This window comes from Sphingomonas sp. BL-S-25, from assembly GCF_055521555.1.
On the sequence record NZ_CM145486.1, the window covers coordinates 3,126,149 to 3,148,409 of the forward strand.

Consider the following 22,261-nt stretch of genomic DNA (forward strand, 5'->3'; position numbering starts at 1 on the left):
AATGCGCGCCCGTCGTCTATTGGCCCGCTGTGTCCTGGGGCTCGGGATTGCCACAGCGTTCGCTGGCACCGCCCAGGCGCAAAAAGGCGGTCTGGGACCGTTCAACCGCGCCTATGAGCCTCGTACGCTGGACGAGCGGGGCGTGTGGATGCTCGCCGACGAGGACGAGCGAGCGCAGCGCGATTCACGCTTCGTCATCAAGGACGAGAAGCTGAACGCGTATCTTCGCGACGTGCTGTGCCGCACGGTCGGTACCGAACGGTGCGGCGCCGCCCGGATCTACGTCATGCGCGTGGCCACCTTCAACGCCACAATGCGCGCCAATGGTGCGATGGAGGTCTGGAGCGGGCTCCTTCTTCGCGTGCGGGACGAGGCGGAACTCGCCGCCGTGCTGGGACATGAGTTCGCGCATTTCGAACTTCGCCACACGCTTGCCTCCTATCGGAAGCGTCGGCAGTCGCTCGATATTGCCGCGTGGATCGGGGTGCTGGGCGGCATCAACGCGGCGGCGACCCAGATCTCGATCCTCGGTTCCATCTCCGCCTTTGATCGCGCCCAGGAAGAAGAGGCGGACCTGCTGTCGCTGCAATATCTGCAGAACTCGCCATATAATCCGAACTGCTTCGCCGACATCTGGGAGCGGTTGATGGACGAGGCCTCGGCTTCGGCGCTGGGGCGCAAGCAGAAGGCGCCTCGATATGATCGGGTGGCCTTCTTCGCCAGCCATCCCACCAGCCTTCAGCGCGCGAACTATCTCCGCACGCTTGCCGGCGACGCCAGGGGTGAGGAGGCGGCGGAGGCATATCGCGCCGCGCTGGCGTCCTGGATGCCGCTGTTCATCGAAGACCAGCTGAAGCTGAACGATTTCGGCGGCACGGATTATATTCTGGGTCAGGCCGGCGGCGTCGGTTGGACCCCCGAGCTGCTGTTCGCCAGGGGCGAGTTGCATCGCATGCGGGGCAATCCGCGTGATTTCGTCACGGCCGCCGATTTCTATCGGCAAGCCATGACCATGAAGCCCGACTTCGCCGACGCCTATCGCGGAATGGGCCTCGCCCTGCTGCGTGGGCAGAACATCGCCGAAGGCAAGGAAGCACTTCGCCACTATCTCACGCTGCGGCCGGATGCATCCGACGCGGCGATGATCTCAACGCTTTCGCAATGAGGAAAAACATGTCCTTTCGTGTGATTCTGTCCGCCCTGCTGGCGGTGATGCTCGTCGTTCCGCTTTCGCCCGTTCATGCCGGCAACAGCCTGATAGCAGCGGACAAGCGTGTCGCCGTGGGCAAATCCAAACTGATGGTGACCCCCGATCGGGAGTGGAACCGGATGGGCGTGCGCCGGGTCAAAGGCTCGGAAAGCTGGACGCTCGATGGTGACGGCCTGAACGACATCACCTTCTATGGCGGGCTGGCCGGCGGACAGACGCTCTTCCGGGACGTTCAGAAAAAGACCGCCCCGCTTCCCACCTTTTCTCCCACGATGTTGTTGACCGATGTCCCCACGCTCCTGGAAGGCAGCATTCGGGTCTCGCAACAGACGTCGCTGATCACGATCGATTCGATCAAGCCAGCCCGGTTTGTCGGAGCTGACGGCGTTGCCTTCACCTACAGCTTCGTGAAGCCCGACGGCCTGCGTCGCAAGGGAGAAGCCCGCGCTGCGCTGGTCGGCGGCAAGCTCTACATGATGACCTTCGAAGCGCCGGCGCTTCATTATTTCGATCGGGACGCGGCGAACTTCCGCTCGCTCGCCGAAACCGCCAAGATCGGCAGCTGATAATAGCGGTGTCTGGCACGCGGCGAGGTGGCGATTGGCCGCGTCGCTGCGTGACCCGTCCGGACGGCTGAAGGGGCAGGGCTTTGGCGCGAGGGGTGGCACGCGCATCGCACGGCCCGTTCGAGCCGCAAGGGATTCGCCGGTCTAGCTGCCCCGCCCCATCATCAACGGCCGCAACTGTTCGATCCGCTGCGTCAGCCAGGCAAGGAAGCGGTCGATCCGGGCTATGCCGCGCAGGTCGCGGTGCACCACCAGCCAGAAGCTGCGCTCGATCCCGATCTCGGGCAGCACCCGCACCAGGCCGGGCACCGCGTCGCCGATGAAGCAGGGCAGCACGCCGCAGCCGGTGCCGGCGGCGATCATCTCGGCCTGGGCATTGATCGACGAGCTGCGGATCGTCGCCTCCAGCCGCGATCCGATCTCGCTGAGATAGCGCAGCTCGGGCGCATAGATCTGGTCGGGGACATAGCCGACCAGCACATGCGCGGCGAGATCGCCGGGGCTGGCGAGGCGCGGGGACGCGGCGAGATAGTCGGGCGCTGCATAGAGGCCCAGCGCATAGTCGGTCAGCTTGCGCGCGATCAGCGGCCCCGCCTTGGGCCGGGCCAGCATCACCGCGATATCGGCCTCGCGCCGCGACGGGTTCAGCACGCCGCTCGATGCGATCAGGTCGATCTGCACCTGCGGATGCGCGCGGGTGAAGTCGCCGACATGCGGCGCGATGATCCGGCTGCCAAAGCCTTCCGATGCGCTGATCCGGATCGCGCCGGCCAGTTGCGAGGCGGGGGCGGCATCGCGCTGGATCCCCATCGCCGCCGCCTCCATCCGCTCGGCCGCCTCGAACAGTGCGCCGCCCTGGTCGGTCAGGACATGACCCGACGGCGTATGTTCGAACAGTCGCGCCTGCAGCGCCTGTTCCAGCCGGCGGATGCGCCGCGACACCGTCGTCGCATCCTGGCCGGTCGCCTTGGCGGCGCTGGCCAGTCGCCCGGCGCGCGCGACGGCAAGGAACAGCTTCAGATCATCCCAGTTCATGAACGGCCTGCGTTATTGCAGGTTCAACCTGCACTTTGCATCAGTTGCCTGCATTGCTGTCAAATGCAATGTCAGCGCCAACGAAGTTTTGGAGAGGCATGTCATGCGGATCGTCGATCACTTCATTGCCGGCACTGCCGGCGGCGCCGGTGCCGGGCGCGAGTCCGAGATCTTCGATCCCAATACCGGTCAGGTCCAGGCGAAGGTCCGCCTGGGCACCCAGTCCGATCTCGACGCTGCGGTCGCCGCGGCGCAGGCGGCGCAGCCCGCCTGGGCGGCGACCAACCCGCAGCGCCGCGCTCGCGTGATGTTCGCGTTCAAGGCGCTGGTCGAGAAGAACATGGACGAGCTGGCGCACCTGCTCTCGTCCGAGCACGGCAAGGTCGTTGCCGACGCCAAGGGTGACATCCAGCGCGGGCTGGAGGTGATCGAATTCGCCTGCGGCATCCCGCATGTGCTCAAGGGCGAATATACCCAGGGCGCCGGCCCCGGCATCGACGTCTATTCGATGCGCCAGCCGATCGGGATCGGCGCGGGCATCACTCCGTTCAACTTCCCGGCGATGATCCCGCTATGGATGTCGGGCGTCGCGATCGCCTGCGGCAACGCCTTCATTCTCAAGCCCAGCGAGCGCGATCCCAGCGTTCCGGTGCGGCTGGCCGAGCTGTTCCGTGAGGCGGGCCTGCCCGAGGGCATTCTTCAGGTCGTGCACGGCGACAAGGAAATGGTCGACGCGATCCTCGATCATCCGGCGATCGGCGCGGTCAGCTTCGTCGGTTCGTCCGACATCGCCCATTATGTCTATCGCCGCGGCGTCGCCGCCGGAAAGCGCGTCCAGGCGATGGGCGGGGCGAAGAACCACGGCATCGTCATGCCCGACGCCGATCTCGACCAGGTTGTCGCCGACCTGGCCGGCGCCGCCTTCGGCTCGGCGGGCGAGCGCTGCATGGCGCTTCCGGTCGTGGTGCCGGTCGGCGAGAAGACCGCGGTCGCGCTTCGCCAGAAGCTGATCCCGGCGATCGAGGCGCTGCGCGTCGGCGTGTCGACAGATGCCGACGCCCATTACGGCCCGGTGGTCAACGCGGCGCACAAGGCACGCGTCGAGAACTGGATCCAGACCGGCGTCGACGAGGGCGCGGAGCTGGTGGTCGATGGCCGCGGCTTCACGCTGCAGGGGCATGAGCAGGGCTTCTTCATCGGCCCGTCGCTGTTCGATCATGTCACGCCGCAGATGAGCGCGTATCAGGAAGAGATTTTCGGCCCGGTGCTGCAGATCGTGCGCGCCAATGACTTCGAGGAGGCGCTGCGCCTGCCAAGCGATCACCAGTACGGCAACGGCGTCGCGATCTTCACGCGCAACGGCCATGCCGCGCGCGAATTCGCCGCTCGGGTGAATGTCGGCATGGTCGGCATCAACGTGCCGATCCCGGTGCCCGTCGCCTATCACACCTTTGGCGGGTGGAAGCGCTCGGCCTATGGCGACACCAACCAGCACGGCATGGAGGGCGTGAAGTTCTGGACCAAGGTCAAGACCATCACCCAGCGCTGGCCCGATGGCGGCGCGGGCGACAGCGCCTTCATCATCCCGACCATGGGCTGACGCCGGGGACCGCGCCTTGGCGATCCGTTCGAACGATATCCGGCCTCGCGTCTCCGTCAGGGGATGCGGGGCCGTGTCGTATCGTGCGCCGCGGGAACGCGTCGCCGCCGCCATGCGCTGAGCCCCTGTCCCGATGACCGTCCTTCACGAGAAAGCCGCATGACCACCCAGTTCGACCTGACCGACGAACAGCGCACGATCCAGGAGCTGGCGCGCCAGTTCACTGCCGACGCGATCATCCCGCACGCCGCGGAGTGGGACGAGAAGCATATCTTCCCGCGCGATACGGTGAAGGCGGCGGCCGAACTCGGCTTCGGCGCGATCTATGTGTCGGAGGAAAGCGGCGGCATCGGTCTCGGCCGGCTCGAATCGGCGCTGATCATGGAGGCGATGGCCTATGGCTGTCCGTCGACCAGCGCCTTCATCTCGATCCACAACATGGCCGCCTGGATGATCGACCATTTCGGGTCGCAGGCGCTGAAGGACAAGTATCTGCCCAAGCTGACGGTGATGGACTGGCTGGCCAGCTATTGCCTGACCGAGCCGAGCTCGGGCTCCGACGCCGCGGCGCTGAAGACGCGCGCGGTGCGCGACGGCGATCATTATGTTGTCACCGGATCGAAGCAGTTCATCTCGGGCGGCGGCGAGAACGAGCTCTATGTCTGCATGGTCCGCACCGGCGAGGAGGGGCCCAAGGGCATCTCGTGCCTCGTGATCGAGAAGGACATGCCCGGCGTCAGCTTCGGCGCGCAGGAACGCAAGCTCGGCTGGCACTCGCAGCCGACCGCCCAGGTCAATTTCGACGGCGTCCGCGTGCCGGTGGAGAATCTGGTCGGCGCCGAGGGCGAGGGCTTCCGCATCGCGATGATGGGCCTCGACGGCGGCCGCCTCAACATCGGCGCCTGCTCGCTGGGCGGGGCGCAACGCTGCCTCGACGAGGCGATCGCCTATACCAAGGACCGCCAGCAATTCGGCCGCGCCGTCGCCGAGTTCCAGAACACCCAGTTTACTTTGGCCGACATGGCGACCGAGCTGGAGGCAGCCCGTGCGCTGCTCTACCTCGCCGCTGCCAAGGTGACCGAAGGCGCCCCCGACAAGACCCGCTTCGCCGCGATGGCCAAACGTTTCGCCACAGACACCGGCAGCGCGGTGGCCGATCGCGCGCTGCAGCTTCATGGCGGCTATGGCTATCTGATGGACTATCCGATCGAGCGCTTCTGGCGCGACCTGCGCGTCCACTCGATCCTGGAAGGCACCAACCAGGTGATGCGCATGATCATCGGCCGCGACCTGACGCGCCAGTGAGCAACGGCGCCGGTCATCTCGCTCGAGGCGGCGAGGCTTCGGTGGAAACCCCCACCCGTCACCCCGGCCGGAGTGCCGGGGTCCACCGTGCGGCACATCCCGGAGGTGAGCGCTTGCCGCACCGCCTCGCCGATACCCGCTCCCCGGGCGCCTGCCGCGCATCAGCCGGGAGCGCAGGATGGAGGACGAGCGGACCCCGGCACTTCGGCCGGGGTGACGAACATTATCGAGATACTCCAAACCAGTCTCACATTCCGGTGTCCCAAGGAGCATCATGACCGACGTCCTCATCTCGACCGAAGGCCAGGTCGGCCGCATCCGGCTCAATCGGCCCAAGGCGATTCACGCGCTCAACACCGGCATGTGCCGCGACATGCTCGCCGCGCTGCAGGAATGGCGCGCCGACCTCTCGGTCGAGGCGGTGCTGATCGACCATGCCGAGGGGCGCGGCTTCTGCGCCGGGGGCGACATCCGCATGATCGCGGAGAGCGGGGCGGGCGACGGCAGTGCCGCGCGCGAATTCTTCCATACCGAATATCGACTCAACCACCTGCTGTTCACCTATGCCAAGCCGGTGGTCGCCTTCATGGACGGCATCACCATGGGCGGCGGCGTCGGTATCAGCCAGCCGGCGAAATACCGCGTGGCGACCGAGAATACGAAGTTCGCGATGCCCGAGACCGGGATCGGCCTGTTCCCCGATGTCGGCGGCGGCTGGTATCTGTCGCGCCTGCCCGGGCGGATCGGCCAGTATCTGGCGCTCACCGGTGCGCGGATCGACGGCGCCGAATGCCTCGCGCTGGGCTTGGCGAGCCATTATCTGCCCGCCGCCGCGCTCGAAGATGCCAAGTCGCGCATTGCCGGCGAGCCGCAGCAGATCGAGGCAGCGCTGCGCGACCTGTCGGTCGAGCCGCCCGAGGCGAAGCTGCTCGCCCACCGCGAGGCGATCGACCGGCTGTTCGTATCCGATACGCTCGAGGACGTCTTCGCCGCGCTCGAGGCTGATGGGTCGGCCTTTGCGGCGGTCACGCTGGCAACGCTGAAGACCAAGTCGCCCCAGGCGATGAAGGTCAGCCTCAAGCTGTTGCTCGACGGGCGGACCATGCCGACCTTCGAGGACGAAATGCGTCAGGAATATGCGGTCGGCTCCCATGTCGTGCAGCGGCACGACTTTATCGAGGGTGTGCGTGCGGTCATCCTCGACAAGGACAATGCCCCGCGCTGGAACCCGGCCATGCCCGAGGACGTCAGCGACCATGTGATCGATCAGATTTTCGCCCCGCTTCCGGCGGACGAGGAATGGTCGCCGGCTTGAGCCGAACCGTCGCGCGCGGCACAGCGGCCGCAAGAGACACGACTCCGGCCGCAGCCGGGAAAGGGAAGAGATGAGCTACGAAACGATCCTGGTCGAACAGCGCGGCGCGGTCACGCTGGTGACGCTCAACCGGCCCCAGGCGCTGAATGCGCTCAACAGCCAGGTGCTGAGCGAGTTGCTGGGCGCGATGCGCGCCTTCGACGCCGATTCGTCACAGGGCTGCGCGGTACTAACCGGCAGCGAAAAGGCTTTTGCCGCCGGCGCCGACATCAAGGAGATGCAGGCGCAGGGCTTTGCCGACATGTACGGCCATGACTTCTTCGCCGGCTGGGACGTGTTCACCCGCACGCGCAAGCCGATCATCGCCGCGGTCTCGGGCTTCGCGCTGGGCGGCGGCTGCGAGGTCGCGATGATGTGCGATTTCATCCTCGCGGCAGACACGGCGAAGTTCGGCCAGCCCGAGATCAAGCTGGCGGTCACCCCCGGCATGGGCGGGTCGCAGCGGCTCGCCCGCGCGGTGGGCAAGGCCAAGGCAATGGAGATGTGCCTGACCGGCCGGATGATGGGCGCCGAGGAAGCCGAGCGCGCCGGGCTGGTCAGTCGCATCGTCCCCGCCGCCGACCTGGTCGAGGAGGCGGTGAAGACCGCCGCGACGATTGCGTCGATGGCGCCGCTGGCGGTCAAGGCGAACAAGGAAATGGTCAACGCCGCGTTCGAGACAACGCTGGCGCAGGGCGTCGCGTTCGAGCGGCGGCTGTTCCACGCGCTGTTCGGCACCGCCGACCAGAGCGAGGGCATGACCGCCTTTGTCGAGAAGCGCCCGGGCAACTGGACCGGCAAGTAAGCGAGGCATCGGCGGCGGGCGAAGCGACGCCCGCACGCTGCAGGAGAGAGAAGCAATGGCACGCGTAGCGTTTATCGGGCTCGGCAATATGGGCGGCGGCATGGCCGCGAACCTGGCCAAGGCGGGGCATGATGTCCGCGCCTTCGACCTGTCGCAGGATGCGCTGGACCGCGCCAAGGCTGCCGGATGCCTGCCGGTGGCCAGCGCGGCCGAGGCGATCGCCGGCGCCGAGGCGGTGATCACGATGCTGCCCGCGGGCAGCCATGTCGAGACGGTCTATACCGGCGACATCGTCGAACATGCGGAGCCCGGCGCGATCCTGATCGACTGTTCGACGATCGACGTCGCCACCGCCCGCCGCGTCGCGGAGGCGGCCGATGCGCGCGGGCTGCTGGCGGTCGATGCCCCGGTGTCGGGCGGGATCGCGGCGGCCAATGCCGGCACGCTGACCTTCATGGTCGGCGGCACCGAAGCGGGGTTCAACCGCGCCGAGCCGTTCCTGGCCGATATGGGCAAGGCGGTGATCCATGCCGGCGCCAGCGGCGCGGGGCAGGGGGCCAAGATCTGCAACAACATGCTGCTCGGCGCTGAGATGATCGCCACCTGCGAGGCATTCGTGCTGGCGGAAAAGCTCGGCCTCGACCCGCAGCGCTTCTTCGACATCGCCTCGGTCTCGTCGGGACAGAGCTGGTCGATGACCAGCTATTGCCCCGTCCCCGGCGTCGGTCCGGAGACGCCGGCCGACCGCGACTATCAGGGCGGTTTCGCCGCCGCACTGATGCTGAAGGACCTGAAGCTGGCGATGGAGGCGGCCGGGCTTGCCGACGCCGCCACGCCGATGGGTGCGCGCGCCGCCGAACTCTACGAAGCCTATGTCGCCGAGGGCAATGGCGGCTCGGACTTTTCCGGCATCATCCGCCGCCTGCGCGACCAGCCGCGCTGCTGATCTCAGGGGTGCGAGGGGCGCGGCGTCCGCGCCCCTCGGTCAGGCTAACGGGCGCAGGTCGAGGCCGCGCTCGCGTCCAGGTCGAGGCAATGGCCGTCGATCTCTACGGGCACCGGCACATGCAGTAGCCCGGCCAGCGTCGGCGCGATATCGACCGTCTCGACCGATAGCGGATGCTCGAACCCGGTCATCCCCTTGCGCCAGAACAGGATCGGCACGCGCCGGTCGTAATCCCAGATGCTGCCATGGGTCGAGGCATAGCCCGGCCCCGGCGTCGCGATCGGCACGACGCGCGGATGCAGCACGACATAGAGGTCGCCCGATCGCGCCGGATCATAGGAGGCGCGCGCCCGCTCCAGCAGGGTCCAGGTTTCGGGCGGCCCCTTGGGCATCGGCGTCGCCGCGATCTCGTCGCGGGTGTAGACCGTCTGCACCTGCGGATGCGCGCGATAGGCCTTGATCGCCGCCGCCTGGACCGCCGCGCGGCTCTTCTTCGGCAGCCTGGGGTCGATATAGACATCGCCGAACGATCCGCCGGTCAGCGGCTGCGTCTCCAGCTTCAGCGCGGTCTGCACCTGCTTGCCGATCGCGCTGGCGACCGCCGTTGCCTGCACCCGCGCCGCCTCGGGCGCACCATGCGCCTGGTTGCGCTCGGGAATGTCGGTGCCGCCATGATCGGCGGTCAGCGCCACCGCATAATCGACGCCGGTGCTGTCGAGCAGCGCGAACAATTCGCCCAGCTTCTGGTCCAGCGCGAACATCTGCAGGCACATCTCGCTGCCCTCGGTGCCCAGCCCGTGACCGATATAGTCGGTCGCCGACGCGCCGACGATCAACAGGTCGGGCGCCGCGCCCTGGCCCAGCTTCATGTCGATCGCCAGCCCGCCGGCCAGCGTCACCACCGCATCGTCGAACTCGGGCGACGCCTTGAACCCGCGCAGATCGCCTGCCTTGCGCTCGAACGTGCCGGCCCCGACCGTCACGGTGCCCAGGTTGAACGCCTGCTGGCGCGGCTTGCAGAAGGCGGGCAGCGTCATCCCCTCCCGCGGCTGCGCCAGCCGCTCGGTCACCAGCGCGTTCATCTGGTTGACCCGCGCCGGCGCCTGTCGCCCGGCATAGGACTGGAAGCTGCGGCTCTTGTCCCAGAAGTACCAGAGCTCGTCGATCTTGTGCCCGCCCATCATCACCGCGGCGCGGTCCTTGCCCGCGACCGACACGACCCGGCTCGCCGGATTGGCCAGCTTCATCCACTCGCCCAGCGTCGACACCTTCAGATGCTTGTCGGAGACGGTGTAATCCTTCGAACTGCTGCCCGGCACGCTCGGATCCTCGGCGCAATAGATCGTCTTGTCGGCGCGCGCGACGCTGAAGTCGGTCCAGTCGTTGGCGATGATGCCGGTGCGATAGGGTCTCGCACCGGTCAGGATCGTCGAATGGCCGGGACAGGTCTCGGTCGCGGCATGGCTCTGATAGCCCGAGGGGAACACCACGCCGCTCTCTAGCCGCGCCAGGCCACCGGTGAACTGCGCGCGATATTCGGCGAACAGGTCGGCGGAAAACTGGTCGACCGAGATCATCACGATCAGCTTGGGCGGCGTCTCCATCGATACCGTTGCCGTCGCTGTTGCGGGCGCGGCCGGGGCAGGGGTGGTGGCGGACTGCTGGGCGGCGACCGGCGCTGCGGCGATCAGCGCAAGGGCAATGGCGGTCGACTGGAACAACTTCATGGGACGCGGGACTCCGGCGGCTTCAAACTGGGTTGCACTTTGCTATGGGGAGGGGCACCCCCACGGCAAGGACGGGCGATGGCGTATTTGCGTTTCTGGCTGATGACTCTCGCGGCGCTGCTGTTCGCCGGGCCGGCGCTCGCCCAGGCGCCTGGCGACGGCCCGCATGTCCGCATGGAACTGGTGCCCGAAACCGCTACTCCCGCGCCGGGGAGCGAGGTCATGCTCGCCTTCGTCTCGACGCCCGAACCGACCTGGCACGCCTATTGGCAGAACCCGGGCGATGCCGGCATCCCGCCCAAGGCGACATGGACGCTTCCGGCGGGAGCGACCGCCGGCGCGATCCGCTATCCGGTGCCCGAACGGCTCGTGATCGCCGGGCTGATGAACTATGTCTATGAGCATCCCTTCGCGACCCTGGTCACGCTGAAGCTGCCCACTGGTCTTGCGCCGGGCACCGACCTGCCGGTGAAGGTCGACCTCGCCTATCTCGTCTGCACCGACAAGATCTGCGTGCCCGAAAAGGCCACGCTGTCGACGATGCTGAAGGTCGGCGACGGCGCGGTGACCGCGGAGCGCCGTGCGCAATTCGACGGCTACCGCGCGAAGCTGCCCCGCCCGCTGGGCTCGCAGGCAACGTATCAGGTCGCGGGCGGCGCGTTCCGCCTGGCCGTCCCCTATCCCGCCGGTGCGGCGGCAAGCGAAGTCTATTTCTACCCGATCACCGACGGCGCGATCGACTATGCCGCACCCCAGGCGGTTGCTCGCGATGGCGACCGGCTGGTGATCGAGACCAAAGCCAAGGGATCGCCCGGCACGATCGAGGGCGTATTGGCGGTCGGCAAGGACCGCGGCCTGGCGCTCACCGCCGTGCCCGGTACGGTCGCGCCCGCGTCACAGGGCGCGGCTGCGGCGGGCGACGGCGGGGGCCTCTGGTGGACCGCGCTGATCGCCTTTGCCGGCGCGGTCCTGGGCGGACTGATCCTCAACATCATGCCGTGCGTCTTTCCGATCCTCAGCCTCAAGGCGCTCAGCCTGGCCAAGGCGAATGAGGAGGGCAGCAATCCTCGCGGTGAGGCGCTTGCCTATACTGCCGGCGTGGTGCTGGTCTGCCTGGCGCTTGGCGGGCTGCTGCTTGCCCTGCGCGCTGGCGGCGCCACGCTCGGCTGGGCGTTCCAGCTTCAGGATCCGCGCGTGATCCTGTTCCTGCTGCTGCTCGTCACCGGAATCGCGCTCAACCTGGCGGGCCTGTTCGAGATGCTGGCGCCCAGCGCGATCAACCGGCTGGCGGGACGGGGCACCGGCGGCGCCTTCCTGACCGGTGCGCTCGCCGCGTTTGTCGCGACGCCGTGCACCGGCCCGTTCATGGGCGCGGCGCTGGGGGCGGCGCTGATCCTGCCCTGGCCGGCGGCTCTGGCGATCTTCGGCGGGCTGGGGTTGGGCATTGCGCTGCCCTTCCTGCTGCTCGGCTTCGTGCCGGCGCTGCGGCGCAGGCTCCCCCGGCCCGGCGCGTGGATGGAGACGTTCCGCCGCATCCTGTCTGTGCCGATGTTCCTGACCGCACTCGCGCTCGCCTGGGTCTTGGGGCGCCAGGCGGGTGTCGACGGCATGACCCTCGGCCTCGCCGCCGCGCTGCTGCTCGCGCTCGGCCTGTGGTGGGGCGGCGCGCGCCAGGCCAGGGGGCGCTCGGCCTGGATCGCACTGCCCTTCCTGCTGGTCGCGCTGGCAGCGGTCGCAGTCGTCCGCCCGGCAACGGCGACTGCAGGCGCTAAGGTGGCGCTGGCCGGCGCCGAACCGTTCAGCGAAGCCCGCCTTGCCGAACTCACCGCGCAGGGCCGCCCTGTCTTCGCCTATTTCACCGCCGACTGGTGCCTGACCTGCAAGGTCAACGAGAAGGGGGTGATCGAGACCGAGGCGACCGCCAAGGCACTGGCCGACGGCAAGGTCGCGGTGCTGGTCGGCGACTGGACCGATGGCGATGCGACGCTGGGCCGGTTCATCGAAAAACATAACCGTGCAGGCGTGCCGCTCTATCTGTGGTACAAGCCGGGTCAGCCGGCGCCGCAGGTCCTGCCGCAGATCCTGACCCAGTCGATGCTGGGGGACCTGGCCGCGGGCAAATGATCACCCGGGGGGTGAAGGAGAAGGAGACTGCGATGAAGACGTGGATCTTCGCCGGCGCGGCTGCGGCCGCCGCCACCCTGTCCCTCACCGCTGCCGCTCCCGTCGCGCGTCCGGCCGAGCCCGCAATCGGCGCGCCCGCAACCGACTTCAGTGCGCGCGACGCCAGCGGGAAGATCGTGTGGCTGCACGACTTCAAGGGCAAGACGGTCGTCCTCGAATGGAACAACCCCGGCTGCCCCTTCGTGAAGAAGCAATACAGCAGCGGCAACATGCAGAAGACCCAGGCCGCGGCTGCCGCCGACGGCGTCGTGTGGCTGACGATCAATTCGGGCGCCGCCGGGCAGCAGGGCCATATGGACGGCAGGCAGGCCCAGGCTTTCGTGACCGCCGAAAAGGCGAAGCCCGCCCATTATCTGCTCGACCCGCTCGGCCTGGTCGGCAAGGCGTACGGCGCGAAGACAACGCCGCACATGTACATCATCGATAAGACGGGCCGGCTCGTCTATCGCGGCGGCATCGACGACAAGCCCACCGCCGACACCGCGGACATCCCCGCCGCCCGCAATCACGTCCTGGCCGCGCTCGGCGAGCTCAAGGCAGGCAAGCCCGTCTCCGTCCCCGACACGCGCCCCTATGGTTGCTCGGTCAAATATGCGGGGTAGCGGTTCGATCTGAGCTAACCCCTAAACGAGCCTATCCTTTCCCGGCACGGAATCGATTGGTCAGGCTCGCTCCGTGCTCCGGCGAAGGGCGGAGCCCAGCTACTGTGATCGCGAAGTTTCGCGAGAACTGGCAGGTTTTCGCAACTGGGTTCCGGCCTTCGCCGGAACGCGGGAGTTGCGATAGATCCGCGCGAAAAGTCTGAATGTGCCCGCCTCACGACCCATCAGTAGAACGTCGTCCACCTCATCCCCCGAACACACCTGCCACCCGATGCCCCTTGTGCGCCGCAGCAAAGCATTGCAGCATGGAACCTATCGGTCATACCGGCGCTTGGGGGATGAATGGCGACAGGCGGGGCGTTCGACGAAATCTGGGGGCATGGCGGGCCGGAGGCGCCGCGTGCCGAATTCGCGTCCCTGTCGCAGTGGATCGCCGACACGCCTGCGTCCGAACTCCAGCGCCGCCAGCAATCGGCCGAGGCGACCTTCCGACAGCTCGGCATCACCTTCGCCGTCTATGGCGACAATGATGCGGCGGAACGGATCATCCCGTTCGATATCGTCCCGCGCGTCTTCCTCCACGACGAATGGACGCGCCTGTCCGAAGGGCTCGAACAACGGGTCGAGGCGATCAACGCGTTTCTCGAGGATATCTACGGCGAACGCCGCATCCTGAAGGAAGGCGTGATCCCGGAGGAACTCGTCTATCTCAACGATCAGTTCCGGCCCGAGGTCGACGGCATCCGCCCGCCGCACGGCGTCTGGGCGCATATCTGCGGCATCGACCTGGTCCGCACCGGTCCCGACCAGTTCTTCGTGCTCGAGGACAATGCCCGCACCCCCTCCGGCGTGTCGTACATGCTCGAAAATCGCGAGGCGATGATCCGCCTGTGCCCCGAACTGTTCCGCGATTTCCGCGTCGCGCCGGTCGACAGCTATCCCGACATGCTGCTCCAGACGATGCGATCGGTCGCGCCGGGCGGCGGCAATGCCAAGCCGGTATGCGTCGTGCTGACTCCGGGGCATTTCAACTCGGCCTATTATGAGCACAGCTTCCTGGCGGACTCGATGGGCGTGGAGCTGGTCGAGGCGGCGGACCTCGTGGTCGATGACGACATCGTCTATATGCGCACCATCGCCGGCCGCGTCCGGGTCGATGTCATCTATCGCCGGATCGACGACGATTATCTCGATCCGCTCGCCTTCCGCCCGGACTCGATGCTGGGCGTCCCCGGGCTGATCGCCGCCTACCGCGCCGGCAATGTCGCGCTGATCAATGCGCCCGGCAACGGCATCGCCGACGACAAGGCGATCTACAGCTACATGCCCGAGATCGTCCGCTTCTATTCGGGCGGCGAGGCGAAGCTGCCCAATGTCGAAACCTGGCGCTGCCGCGAGCCGCAGGCGCTGAAATATGTCCTCGATCACCTCCCCGAACTGGTGGTGAAGCTGGTCGACGGATCGGGCGGCTACGGCATGCTGGTCGGCCCGACCGCCACCAAGGCACAGGTCGAGGAGTTCCGCGCCGCGCTGATCGCCGAGCCGCATCGCTACATCGCCCAGCCGACGCTGGCGCTGTCCACGGTGCCGACGGTGGTCGAGGCCGGACTGGCGCCGCGCCATGTCGATTTCCGCCCCTTCGTCCTGACCGGCAGCGACGGGGTCCGCGTCGTCCCCGGCGGCCTGACCCGCGTCGCGCTGCGCGAAGGCTCGCTGGTGGTCAATTCCAGCCAGGGCGGCGGCACCAAGGACAGCTTCGTCCTGCTCCCCGACGCCGGCAGCGGCCGATCCCAACGCCAGTCGCAGGAGCAAAGCCTGTGATGCGCACCACCCAAATCCTCTCCCGGAGGGAGAGGGGAACCGCGAAGCGGTGGAGAGGGAGTCTCCAAACCGCGCGGGTTTCGTTTGGGGTGACCCCCTCTCCACCATGCTGCGCATGGTTACCCTCTCCCTCCGGGAGAGGAACTGGAGCCGTGGGAGCCCGCGCATGCTGATGCTCTCCCGCACCGCGTCGGCGCTTTACTGGCTGGGCCGCTATCTCGAGCGCGCCGACTTCCTCGCGCGCCTCGTCGAGGCGACGATCCGCCTTGACGCGCTGTCCGCTCGCCCCGCTGGCGAGGCCGCCTGGCAGAGCGCGCTGATCGTCAGCTATACCGACGAGGCCTTCGCCGCGACGGGCCAGGCGATGACCCAGGTGCAGGTCGCCCGGTTCCTCACGCTCGACACCAGCCATCCCGGCTCGATCGTCCGCTGTCTCGACATGGCGCGGATGAACGCGCGCGCCGTCCGCACTGCATTGACCCGCGAAGCCTGGACGTCGATCAACCGCGCCTGGCTGCTGTTTCAGAACCGCGCGACGACCGGCGGCGCCACCCAGACGCTGAACCTGGTCGAAGCGGTCAAGGCCGAGATGCGCGGGTTCGAAGGCTCCATCCATCGGATGATGCGCAACGAGGCGACGCTGCTGATCCAGCTCGGATCGGCGGTCGAGCGTTCGGACAATACCGCCCGCCTGCTCGACGTGAAATATCACATCCTGCTGCCCGAGGGGGAGAAGGTCGGCGGTGCGGTCGATCGCGATCAATGGACGACGATCCTTCAGACCGTCTCGGCGGTGAATGCCTATCGCTGGCTCTACAATGACAGCCTGAGCCCGGCGAACGTCATCGACCTGCTGCTGAGCCGTCCCGAATTGCCGCGCAGCCTGGCCGCCTGTTTCGAGGAGGTCGTCGACCTGCTGAGCCAGCTCGCCAAGCGCACCGGGCTTCAGGGCGAGGCCGACCGCATGGCGCGCGCACGCCTCTCGCGCGCCCAGAAGACGCGAACCTCCGAAGTCATCGTCAGCGGGCTGCACGAATATCTCGGCGCCCTGATCCGGGAGAATGCGATGCTCGACGCCGCCATCGCCCGCCAGTTCCGGTTCGTCTGATGCGGATCGCGATCGACCACCGCAGCCAGTATCGCTTCTCGAAGCCGCAGGCGCGCATCGTCCAGCTGCTGCGCGTCACCCCGTGCGACACCGAATATCAGACGGTCGTGAACTGGCGGATCGACGTCGATGTCGATGCCCGGCTGCGCCGCGGCGTCGACGGCTATGGCAACATCGTGACGATGCTCTACGCCGAAGGGCCGATCGAATCGCTCGAGATCACCGTCACCGGAGAGGTGCTGACGACCGAGGCGACGGGCGTGGTTCGCGGCGGTGCCGAACCGCTGCCGCCGATGCTGTTCCTCCGCTCGACCCCGCGGACCCTGGCCAGCGTCTCGCTCGCCGAGTTCGCCGAGGCCGCCCCCGCGGACTCGCCGCTCGGTCGCCTCCACGCGCTCAACGCCGCGCTGCATGCCCGCTTCCCGTGCACGCCCGACACCACCGACACCGGCATCACCGCCGCCGAGGCCTTCACCGCCAGCCGCGCGACTTCGCGCGACGTCGCCCAGATGATGGTCGCCGCCGCCCGCCACCTGCACATCCCGGCCCGCTACGTCTCGGGCTATCGCAGCGACGGCGAGGCGCATGGCGCTCCGCATGCCTGGGCAGAGGCGCATATCGACGATCTCGGCTGGGTCGGCTTCGACCCCGCGACCGGCCTCAGCCCAGACGCAAGCTATGTCCGCGTGGCCGTCGGCCTCGACGCCACCGCTGCCGCCTCGATCGCCGGCACCCGCATCGGCCAAGGCGAAGAGGCGCTCGACGTCGACCTCCATGTCGACGAGATCGGCGGCCAGGACTGACCCGCATGCGCCGGCTGCTGCGCGATGGCAGGAGGTGGTTCAGCCATCGATGAACAAGATCGCGCCATCGTCGATCAGCGCGGCGGCCGCGCGCGCGATCTTCCGCTTGGCATCGGCATGTTCCTCCATCCGCTGGTCCAGTGGCCCTTCATCCACCCGGGTGGCCAGCCGGGCGCCGCCATGTTCGCGAACGATGACCCCGCCGTCTTCCAGCACGCGAAGCTCGCGGCGAATGGTCTCGTCCGAAACGCCGAGCTCGTTCGCCAGTCCGGCGACGCTGACGCTCGGCCCCGAACGCATCAGCGATACGATTTCACGCTGGCGCTTCGACCGCTTCTGCATGCCACCCTCCCGACGATCGGGCCGCTATAGGTGGGGCGGGGACGCGGATCGAGGCAATTGACCGGTTCGTGCGATCATTTTGCGGATAATGGAGGGTCAGTAGACCGGTTGGGCGATCAGCGACCGTTCGGCGGCGCATTGCCGGGCATCCGGCCGCGGCGTCGATCCGGCGGCGCGCAGCGCATCCATCTCGCGCCGCGCCGCGCTCAGATCGCGGCGAAACCCGCGCTGCTCGGCGATCGCCGCCAGCGTCCCGCTTGCCGACAGCCGACCGGCCTCCACCGCGCTGGCGCTGTGGACCCCGCAGACGATCCGGCTTTCGCCATAGGCGCGGCCGCGGGCCAGGATCTCCGCCGCCCGATCGGGCACGATCTCGGCAAGCAGCATCGCCCAGGTCCAGCCGGCGGTCGTATGGCCCGACGGATAGTCGTAGCTGCCCTTCAGCTCGCTTTCAGGCTGACAGATCGGTCCGCGGTCGATCAGATAGGGGCGCTGCCGCTTGTACCGGGTCTTGGCGATGCCCGTCATCCGCGCCGTATCCGATGACGCGCGCGTCAGCAGCGTCGCGGTCATCGGCGCGGTCTCGGGCGTGAGCGAGATCCCGACGGCACAGCTGAAATCGCGCATCAGGTCCGCCGGCGCCAGCGCGACGTCGTTCGTCGCCAGCGTCCAGCGCGGCGTGCCCTTCAGTGCCCGGGTCTGCCGAAAGACCTGCCGGTCGGCGATTCCCCGCGGGCTGCCCTCGTGCGGCGGTGGCGGCAGCACCGTCAGGATGTCGAACGAATTGCCCGCCAGATAGTAAGCAGGTTCCTTGCCCTCGGCGGGTTGCTCGACCTCGGCGGCGAGGGCGGTCGCGGTCAGACCGGCAAGTGCGAAAAAGATGAGCCAGGAAGATGCACGCATGACCAAGTCCTTGCGGTGTCGGGTCGGGATCAGAAGCTCGCGGTCAGGGTCAGGCTGCAGGTCCGGCCCCACCGCACGATCTGCGGCACCTGATCGCTTTCGGGGCCGACGGTGCGGTAATAGCTCACGCTGTCGAACAGGTTCGACGCCGCCAGGATGATCCGCATGTCGCGCTTCAGCGCATAGCTGATCGTCGCGTCCACGCTGCTGGTGGCGCGCTGCGTATCGTTCAGCTGCTTGCCGCCAAAGGCGCCGAAGCGATATGCCGCGACCAGCGCGCCGTTGTAGCGCCAGGACAGGTTCGCATAGAGCGGCCCCTTGTCATAGAAGATCGCGGCGTTCGCCAGCCGGTTCGGGGCGCCCTGCATCTGCTGCGTCGCGTCGGTCGACGGATCGTCGAGATGCGCCCAGCTATGCTGGAAGGTGACATTCCCCGACAGGCCAAGGCCCGCCTCCCATCCGGGCAGGTCGACCAGTTGATAGCGTGCCGAAATCTCGACGCCGTACAGCCCCGCGGTGCCGCCATTCACCGGTTTGAAGATCGATGCCACGCCGCTCTGCGCGATCTGCTGCGCCCGAAAACTCGTGCCGCGGTCGTACAGATAGTCGCTGAGCGCCTTGTAATATCCCGCGACCGACGCGCTGAACCCGCGATGCTGATGCTCGATGCTGGCGTCGAAATTCCACGACCGCACGGCCTCCAGGTCGGGATTGCCCTCGGTGACGCTGACCGATCCATCCGAGTTGACCGTCGTCTGGCTGCCGCCGGCAAGCTGGAAGAAGGGCGGTCGGGTATAGCTGCGCCAGATCGCGCCGCGCAGCGCGCTGTCCGCATTCGGCCGGTAATCGGCATGAACGCTCGGCAACAGGATGTCGTAGCGCGATCGGCTCGACTGGAACCCTGCGGCGACGCCGCCGGTGGCGCCCCCGCTCGACTCGACCGAATTCCAGAAGCGATTGCCGATGGAGGTATGTTCGAACCGTATGCCGGGCTGGATGTGCAGGTCGCCGAACATCAGCTTCGCCAGGAAATAGCCGGCCAGCACGTCCTCATGGCCCGACAGCCTATTCTTGTTCGCATCGTCATCCGACAGGGTGATCTGTCCTGCCGCCGCCCGCGCCGCATCGGTCAATGCGCCGCCATCCCCGCGCAGGAAACTATAGGGATAATGACGCCGGTCGATCGCGCCCACCTCGTCAAGGTTGAACGGGCTTGCGGTCCAGGGCTGGCCGGCGGGCAGGAAGTTGAGATTGCTGTAGTCGCGCGAGGCGCTGTCGCGGGTGCTGTGGACCATCTTGATCCCGACGGACAGCGCGTCCAGCCATGATCCGATCGCATAGCTCAGGTCGAACCGTCCGCCGACCTTGGCGGCGGTGCTGCGCGAATCGGTGAACTCGCCGCTATCCTGTTGGACCGTGAACAGGCTGTTGTCGTTGAGCCGCGCCAGCTGCGCCGCGCTCAGCAGGGGCAGGGGATAGCCGCCGCGGTAGCTGACCGCGAAGGGTCCGTTGAGCTGATTGTCGGCGGAGGTCCGATAGGTGACCTCGGCATGATCGGGCGCGGCGCTGTTCCCCCAGCTCCAGAATCCGCTATAGCTCAGCGTCAGGCGGTCGATGTCGGTCGTGCCTCCCAGAACGGCTGAGGCGAGGGTCGATTGCGACGGCGCGGTCTCGAACCAGCCATGATATTCGCCGTCCCGCTCGCCATTCTGATACAGTCCGTCGGGCCGCAGGGTCGCCGCCGAATAGCCGTCGGCCTGGATGCTCTTCTGATAGATATTCTGCTCGACGTCCGACACCGCATAGGTGCCGCGCGCATACAAGGTGGTCGTGCCCAGGTGCCAGTCGAGCCCCATCGCACCGCCATAGCGGGTCTGCTGCCCCTCGCTGAATTGGGCGTTGGTGCTGGTCAGCAGCAGATTGTCCTTCTTGGCAAAGCCGTCGGGATTGCTGCCCTGCTCGCCCTGCGAGACCGCGAACTCCCATTGTCCCGCCTGGAAGTCGACCATGGTCGAGGCGAAATGGCGCCTGCCATAATAGCTGGTGGCATAGACGCCGAACCGTTCGTCGCTACCGAAGCGGTGCGACAGCTCGGCTTGCGCCATGACGCTACCGGCCGGCGTGCCATAATTGATGCCATACTGGCTCAGCCCGCCCTGCAGATAGAGCCCGACGCGGGTCTTCCTGTCGAAGTCGAAAGCAGTGGGCGTGCGGAAATCGATCGTTCCGCCGATGGCGTCGCCGTCCATGTCCGCGGTCGACGTCTTGCTGACGACCACCGCCGCAAGTCCGACCGGCGGCAACAGGTCCAGCTCGACTTCGCGCGAATAAGGCATGCCTTGCGCGGCGTTCGATCCGTTGATCAGGTTGACGTTATAGGATCCGCTCAGGCCGCGGACATAGACGAAGCTCGCGCCGCCTCGCGCCGCGCCGTCCACCCCGCCATGATTTCCCGACGACGGCGATCCGAAGAAGTCGGTCGGCGCGACCGAAATGCCCGGCAGTCGCGCCACCGCGTCGACGATGCTGACATTGGGATGGCGCTGAAGATCGGTGCTCGACAGGACGCTGGTGGTTGCGGTCTCCGCCTTTTTCCACCGCCGTCCGGTGACGACGATCACCTGATCGTTCTTTCCGCCGCCCGGCGGGTCGGTATCGGCCGTGCTGACTGGCGGCGGGGCCGGCGCATCGGTGCTCGCCTGGGCCGCACCGGCGCTCGCCAGTGCGGCGACAGCAATCGCGACATGGGCGGTGCCGATCGCCAGAGCCTTGACGACGGGAAGCGGGCGCGCGCCGACGCGCGCCATAGGAGTAGCGTTCATCATCCCTCACAGGGTCGTTGCGATGTCGGAAACCGTCTGCGAGCGGGATTAGGGTGCCGATGTTTATATTTTGTGACGCGGCGGCATCATGATGATGTTCTGTGGGTATGTGACTGCGCATGAAATGTAACCCACATAAAACCATCATCGATCATCCATTTCCGGTCGATTGACGGTCGTGAGCGGGGCTCGCATGACCTGTCGTCATCGGCGGGTCCGAACTTCGGGCGATGGGCCCCGCGACCCATCAGGAAAGGCTCCCCCATGCCTCAATCATGGTTGGCTGCGATCGCGTCCCTATCGACGCTTGCGCTCATCGGCGCCGCGCCTGCCGGGACGCGGGAATTGCGGGTCATGACCTTCAACGTCCGCTATCCCGATCCTGACGACGGCCCCAATCTCTGGCAGCATCGCCGCGATCTGTTCGTGCGCACCGTTCGCCAGGCGCATCCCGACCTGATCGGCACGCAGGAACTATTCCAGTCGCAAGGGGACGATATCGTCCGCGCACTTCCCCGCTATCGCTGGTTCGGGCGCGATCGATTCGGTGGCCATGCGAACGAGCATATGGGGATTTTCTACCGCACCGACCGGCTCCGCTTGATAAGTCATGGCGACTTCTGGTTGTCGCCGACCCCCGCCACGCCGGCCAGTCTCGGCTGGGGTGCGACGCTGCCCCGGATGGTCAATTGGGGCGTGTTCGAGACGCTGGCCCAGCGGCGATTTCGCTTCCTGATGATCGACACCCATTTCGCCAACCGCGACGACGAGGACGAGGAGGCCCGCCGGCGCTCGGCCGATCTGATCGCCGCGCGGCTGCCCGCACTTGCCCAGGGGCTACCGGTGATCCTCACCGGCGATTTCAACGCCGCGCCCGACAGCGCGGCGCATCGCCGGCTCGCCGCGGTCCTGACCGACGCCTGGGACACCGCCCCGTCCCGGCAGGGCCCGACTGGCACGTTCCACGATTTCACTGGCACGCCCCAGCAGCGGATCGACTATATCATGACCAGAGGCTTTATCGCCCGCGACGCGCAGGTTCTGACCACCCATGACGGCCCGCACTACCCATCCGACCATTTCCCCGTCATCGCCGACCTGACGCGCGACCGCGCTAAGCGCTGATCG

General features: G+C 67.3%; 18 protein-coding genes. 13 read left to right on the top strand and 5 right to left on the bottom strand.

What is annotated here, in order from left to right; all coding sequences use genetic code 11:
• Position 1 precedes the first annotated feature (1 nt).
• Positions 2-1,165: a M48 family metallopeptidase gene (locus ACZ1H8_RS15125; RefSeq protein WP_465178005.1), complete on the top strand. Its 1,164-nt coding sequence runs from the start codon at positions 2-4 to the stop codon at positions 1,163-1,165.
• Positions 1,162-1,776 (top strand): hypothetical protein, encoded by a 615-nt coding sequence (locus tag ACZ1H8_RS15130; protein WP_465178007.1) that lies wholly within the window; start codon positions 1,162-1,164, stop codon positions 1,774-1,776. The genes ACZ1H8_RS15125 and ACZ1H8_RS15130 overlap by 4 nt, the downstream gene beginning before the upstream one ends.
• A 144-nt stretch (positions 1,777-1,920) precedes the next feature.
• On the opposite strand, the gene ACZ1H8_RS15135 is transcribed toward ACZ1H8_RS15130, so the two are convergent.
• Positions 1,921-2,811: a LysR family transcriptional regulator gene (locus ACZ1H8_RS15135; protein ID WP_465178008.1), complete on the bottom strand. Its 891-nt coding sequence runs from the start codon at positions 2,809-2,811 to the stop codon at positions 1,921-1,923.
• A 103-nt stretch (positions 2,812-2,914) separates the two neighbouring features.
• Here ACZ1H8_RS15135 and ACZ1H8_RS15140 point away from each other — a divergent pair, with 103 nt between their 5' ends.
• From ACZ1H8_RS15140 to mmsB, 5 genes are all read left to right on the top strand, one after another.
• Positions 2,915-4,411, top strand: coding sequence for a CoA-acylating methylmalonate-semialdehyde dehydrogenase (locus tag ACZ1H8_RS15140; RefSeq protein WP_465178009.1), 1,497 nt, complete (start codon positions 2,915-2,917; stop codon positions 4,409-4,411).
• Positions 4,412-4,570: 159 nt separating this feature from the next.
• Positions 4,571-5,716: an acyl-CoA dehydrogenase family protein gene (locus tag ACZ1H8_RS15145; protein ID WP_465178010.1), complete on the top strand. Its 1,146-nt coding sequence runs from the start codon at positions 4,571-4,573 to the stop codon at positions 5,714-5,716.
• A 274-nt stretch (positions 5,717-5,990) separates the two neighbouring features.
• On the top strand, positions 5,991-7,031 hold the full coding sequence (locus ACZ1H8_RS15150) for an enoyl-CoA hydratase/isomerase family protein (RefSeq protein ID WP_465178011.1): 1,041 nt from the start codon (positions 5,991-5,993) through the stop codon (positions 7,029-7,031).
• A 70-nt stretch (positions 7,032-7,101) separates the two neighbouring features.
• Entirely contained in the window at positions 7,102-7,875 is a 774-nt protein-coding gene (locus tag ACZ1H8_RS15155) for an enoyl-CoA hydratase (RefSeq protein ID WP_465178012.1), read from the top strand.
• Positions 7,876-7,930: 55 nt separating this feature from the next.
• Positions 7,931-8,821, top strand: coding sequence for a 3-hydroxyisobutyrate dehydrogenase (gene mmsB, locus ACZ1H8_RS15160; RefSeq protein ID WP_465178013.1), 891 nt, complete (start codon positions 7,931-7,933; stop codon positions 8,819-8,821).
• 44 nt (positions 8,822-8,865) lie between these two features.
• Here the strand turns inward: mmsB and ACZ1H8_RS15165 are convergent, their stop codons facing one another.
• The gene (locus tag ACZ1H8_RS15165) at positions 8,866-10,548 is read right to left on the bottom strand and encodes an alkaline phosphatase family protein (protein ID WP_465178014.1); all 1,683 of its coding nucleotides are present in this window, start codon (positions 10,546-10,548) and stop codon (positions 8,866-8,868) included.
• 78 nt (positions 10,549-10,626) lie between these two features.
• Here ACZ1H8_RS15165 and ACZ1H8_RS15170 point away from each other — a divergent pair, with 78 nt between their 5' ends.
• From ACZ1H8_RS15170 to ACZ1H8_RS15190, 5 genes are all read left to right on the top strand, one after another.
• Positions 10,627-12,672 (top strand): protein-disulfide reductase DsbD family protein, encoded by a 2,046-nt coding sequence (locus ACZ1H8_RS15170; RefSeq protein ID WP_465178015.1) that lies wholly within the window; start codon positions 10,627-10,629, stop codon positions 12,670-12,672.
• 32 nt (positions 12,673-12,704) lie between these two features.
• Positions 12,705-13,334, top strand: a complete 630-nt coding sequence (locus ACZ1H8_RS15175) for a thioredoxin family protein (RefSeq protein WP_465178016.1) — start codon at positions 12,705-12,707, stop codon at positions 13,332-13,334.
• Between the two features lie 342 nt (positions 13,335-13,676).
• Positions 13,677-15,155, top strand: coding sequence for a circularly permuted type 2 ATP-grasp protein (locus ACZ1H8_RS15180; protein ID WP_465178017.1), 1,479 nt, complete (start codon positions 13,677-13,679; stop codon positions 15,153-15,155).
• A 172-nt stretch (positions 15,156-15,327) separates the two neighbouring features.
• Positions 15,328-16,263, top strand: a complete 936-nt coding sequence (locus ACZ1H8_RS15185; RefSeq protein ID WP_465181406.1) for an alpha-E domain-containing protein — start codon at positions 15,328-15,330, stop codon at positions 16,261-16,263.
• Positions 16,263-17,066, top strand: a complete 804-nt coding sequence (locus ACZ1H8_RS15190; RefSeq protein WP_465178018.1) for a transglutaminase family protein — start codon at positions 16,263-16,265, stop codon at positions 17,064-17,066. Before ACZ1H8_RS15185 ends, ACZ1H8_RS15190 begins: the two co-directional genes overlap by 1 nt.
• Positions 17,067-17,105: 39 nt before the next feature.
• Here the strand turns inward: ACZ1H8_RS15190 and ACZ1H8_RS15195 are convergent, their stop codons facing one another.
• The 3 genes from ACZ1H8_RS15195 to ACZ1H8_RS15205 form a co-directional block, all read right to left on the bottom strand.
• Positions 17,106-17,408 carry a DeoR family transcriptional regulator gene (locus ACZ1H8_RS15195; protein ID WP_465178019.1) on the bottom strand — a complete coding sequence of 101 codons (303 nt, stop codon included), beginning with the start codon at positions 17,406-17,408 and terminating at the stop codon, positions 17,106-17,108.
• Positions 17,409-17,504: 96 nt separating this feature from the next.
• A complete protein-coding gene (locus ACZ1H8_RS15200) occupies positions 17,505-18,311 on the bottom strand; it encodes an acid phosphatase (RefSeq protein ID WP_465178020.1) in 807 nt (268 codons plus the stop codon).
• A 29-nt stretch (positions 18,312-18,340) separates the two neighbouring features.
• Positions 18,341-21,133, bottom strand: a complete 2,793-nt coding sequence (locus ACZ1H8_RS15205; RefSeq protein WP_465178021.1) for a TonB-dependent receptor — start codon at positions 21,131-21,133, stop codon at positions 18,341-18,343.
• Positions 21,134-21,487: 354 nt separating this feature from the next.
• On the opposite strand from ACZ1H8_RS15205, the gene ACZ1H8_RS15210 reads away from it, so the two are divergent.
• On the top strand, positions 21,488-22,258 hold the full coding sequence (locus ACZ1H8_RS15210) for an endonuclease/exonuclease/phosphatase family protein (RefSeq protein ID WP_465178022.1): 771 nt from the start codon (positions 21,488-21,490) through the stop codon (positions 22,256-22,258).
• Positions 22,259-22,261: the final 3 nt, after the last annotated feature.

Coding starts and splice junctions, on each gene's coding strand:
- ACZ1H8_RS15125 (WP_465178005.1), top strand. CDS start 2: ATGCGCGCCCGTCGTCTATTGGCCCGCTGTGTCCTGGGGCTCGGGATT.
- ACZ1H8_RS15130 (WP_465178007.1), top strand. CDS start 1,162: ATGAGGAAAAACATGTCCTTTCGTGTGATTCTGTCCGCCCTGCTGGCG.
- ACZ1H8_RS15135 (WP_465178008.1), bottom strand. CDS start 2,811: ATGAACTGGGATGATCTGAAGCTGTTCCTTGCCGTCGCGCGCGCCGGG.
- ACZ1H8_RS15140 (WP_465178009.1), top strand. CDS start 2,915: ATGCGGATCGTCGATCACTTCATTGCCGGCACTGCCGGCGGCGCCGGT.
- ACZ1H8_RS15145 (WP_465178010.1), top strand. CDS start 4,571: ATGACCACCCAGTTCGACCTGACCGACGAACAGCGCACGATCCAGGAG.
- ACZ1H8_RS15150 (WP_465178011.1), top strand. CDS start 5,991: ATGACCGACGTCCTCATCTCGACCGAAGGCCAGGTCGGCCGCATCCGG.
- ACZ1H8_RS15155 (WP_465178012.1), top strand. CDS start 7,102: ATGAGCTACGAAACGATCCTGGTCGAACAGCGCGGCGCGGTCACGCTG.
- mmsB (WP_465178013.1), top strand. CDS start 7,931: ATGGCACGCGTAGCGTTTATCGGGCTCGGCAATATGGGCGGCGGCATG.
- ACZ1H8_RS15165 (WP_465178014.1), bottom strand. CDS start 10,548: ATGAAGTTGTTCCAGTCGACCGCCATTGCCCTTGCGCTGATCGCCGCA.
- ACZ1H8_RS15170 (WP_465178015.1), top strand. CDS start 10,627: ATGGCGTATTTGCGTTTCTGGCTGATGACTCTCGCGGCGCTGCTGTTC.
- ACZ1H8_RS15175 (WP_465178016.1), top strand. CDS start 12,705: ATGAAGACGTGGATCTTCGCCGGCGCGGCTGCGGCCGCCGCCACCCTG.
- ACZ1H8_RS15180 (WP_465178017.1), top strand. CDS start 13,677: ATGGCGACAGGCGGGGCGTTCGACGAAATCTGGGGGCATGGCGGGCCG.
- ACZ1H8_RS15185 (WP_465181406.1), top strand. CDS start 15,328: ATGCTCTCCCGCACCGCGTCGGCGCTTTACTGGCTGGGCCGCTATCTC.
- ACZ1H8_RS15190 (WP_465178018.1), top strand. CDS start 16,263: ATGCGGATCGCGATCGACCACCGCAGCCAGTATCGCTTCTCGAAGCCG.
- ACZ1H8_RS15195 (WP_465178019.1), bottom strand. CDS start 17,408: ATGCAGAAGCGGTCGAAGCGCCAGCGTGAAATCGTATCGCTGATGCGT.
- ACZ1H8_RS15200 (WP_465178020.1), bottom strand. CDS start 18,311: ATGCGTGCATCTTCCTGGCTCATCTTTTTCGCACTTGCCGGTCTGACC.
- ACZ1H8_RS15205 (WP_465178021.1), bottom strand. CDS start 21,133: ATGAACGCTACTCCTATGGCGCGCGTCGGCGCGCGCCCGCTTCCCGTC.
- ACZ1H8_RS15210 (WP_465178022.1), top strand. CDS start 21,488: ATGACCTTCAACGTCCGCTATCCCGATCCTGACGACGGCCCCAATCTC.